At 39.2% G+C, this 2,126-nt stretch carries 1 pseudogene; it reads left to right on the top strand.

From position 1 onward, the window contains the following. Positions 1–178: 178 nt before the first annotated feature. Positions 179–2,126, top strand: a pseudogene (locus ACFINR_RS09175) (right-handed parallel beta-helix repeat-containing protein); the annotation flags it as partial.

The following is a 2,126-nucleotide window of genomic DNA, read 5'->3' as shown; positions in this document are numbered from 1 at the left end:
AATACATTTTGTATTATACATAATTAATATCAATTATTTTTTAATTTTGACAAAAAACCAAAAATGTCTTACCAAATAAAGACAATTACTGAAATTAATAACAACTATCCATTTTCACTTCTTCTTATGAAGTTCGCGGGGAAATGAATATTTGGGGGCTATCATAAGGAGAATACTAGTGTATAAAACATCCCTTTTATCATGCACAGCTGCAGCCGCTATCATCCTGTTCAACATCCAGTTCAGTGCACATGCTGAAACCCTCGTAGTTTCTGGGGGAAAACAACAAGAAGTATCCGATAAAACCTACGAAACTATTCACGCAAAAGACGGTGGCAAAATCATTGGCAAGAATTTAACGATAAACCACCCAGTCCATTACGATGTATACGCTGTAACAGCTGAAGGTGTTAACAGTGTAATTGAATTACAGGATAGTAGAATTATCCCAAAACTTGATTCTGAGATTTTCCGCGGTCTTGAAGCCAAAGACGGAGCTACAATCAAAATGATTGGAGGTTCCATTGCAGCTGCCTCTGTTGGCGCTTCTTTTAATAACACGAATAGCAGCGAAAACATGCTAAAAGACGTGGTGATATCAGACTTAGATAAAGATGGACTGCAATTACTCTCAGGAATAGTTACCAAGGGAAGCACGCTCACCTTAAAAAATGTAACTGTTATGCATGCCTTCTCTGCTCTAAAGGCAGATGATCACTCGACAATAACAATCTCTGGAGGATCATTTGATGGAAAAACTGATGGAATATATGCTTCAAATGGCAGCACGGTTACTATCGACAACAAGACTGAGATTACAACATCCAGTGCTTATGGACTCCATGCTGATGGTTCAAAATCCAAGATCACAATGACTGGAGGAACAGTAAGCGGACGGGGTGTAAGCGCATTGTTTGCCGAAAACGGCGGACATATTGATGTCAATGGTATTACTATAACATCGACAGATGGCACCGAAGATGGTGCACGCGCCGATGACTCTGGAAGCATGATTGAATTACATAATACAACGATTAAGGATGTTTCAACAGGGCTTATGGCATACAAAAAAGCTACAATCAAGATGACTGGAGGTTCTATTACGGCTATTGCAATGGGTGCTCTCTTCGGCGACGAAAACAGCGAAGAAAATAAGCTAGAAAATGTGAAAATATCAAGTGGTAAAGACGATGACCAACAACTCTTAGGGGTAATGTCCACCCATAACAACAAACTTACTTTAAAAAATGTAACAGTTACTCAAGCCAATATAGGCATAGCCTCCGCTGTTAATTCTCAAATAAACGTATCAGGGGGAGAATTTAATGTAAAAACCTCAGGGGTATCTGCTGAGAGTGGCGGCACCATTATCATAAAAGACAATGCTAAAATTAACGCATCTGATGGTAGTGGATTACATGCAAGCGATCCACAATCCCAAATCACAATGACAGGCGGAACAGTATTTGGAAAACAAGCTGCATTGTATACAGAAAACGGTGGACATATCGATGTCAAGGATATTTCTGCAACAGCACAAATCGGTGGTTTGCAAATCATGTCTCTCTTCTACACAGATCAAAATTATCCGCAAAAACGTCAAAGCAATGAAATCAATGTGACTAATGCAGATATCCACGTAGAAAATGGTGCTGGAATTCTTATCGGAGCTTTCACTGACAACGATATCGAAAACAATGCAGACCTATCAATTGGTACAGCCAATATCAAAAATTCAGAAATCCATGCCGATGTTTTATTAGGAAAAGGCGTTTATTGGAAAGACAAAGAGCTTTGGGACTATGTCGGTGCAAACGCCATCTCCAATGGCACCTTCACCTTAAGCGCTGATCAGTCTACTTTAGAAGGCAGAGCGAATATTGCTAAAGACAGAAATGTACGTTTTGATCTGAAAAACAATACAAAATGGACGTTGAAAATTAGCAAAAACGAAAAAGATGCTGATAGCAATCTCCTTGATATCGCTCAAAGATCTCGTTCTGATGTTTCTGTGCTTAATCTCGATAACAGCTCCATTGTTTTTGAGAAACCAACAGAAGATCATTACCAAACATTGCATATAGGTTCTGGTAAACCAGACACGCAAGAAGTCTACAATGCAACGG

The sequence above is a fragment of the Bartonella sp. AP19HLJMH genome (genome assembly GCF_042196245.1).
Lineage (GTDB): Bacteria > Pseudomonadota > Alphaproteobacteria > Rhizobiales > Rhizobiaceae > Bartonella.
The sequence above is the reverse complement of the archived record's forward strand: the minus strand, read 5'-3'. Positions and strand labels throughout refer to the sequence as shown.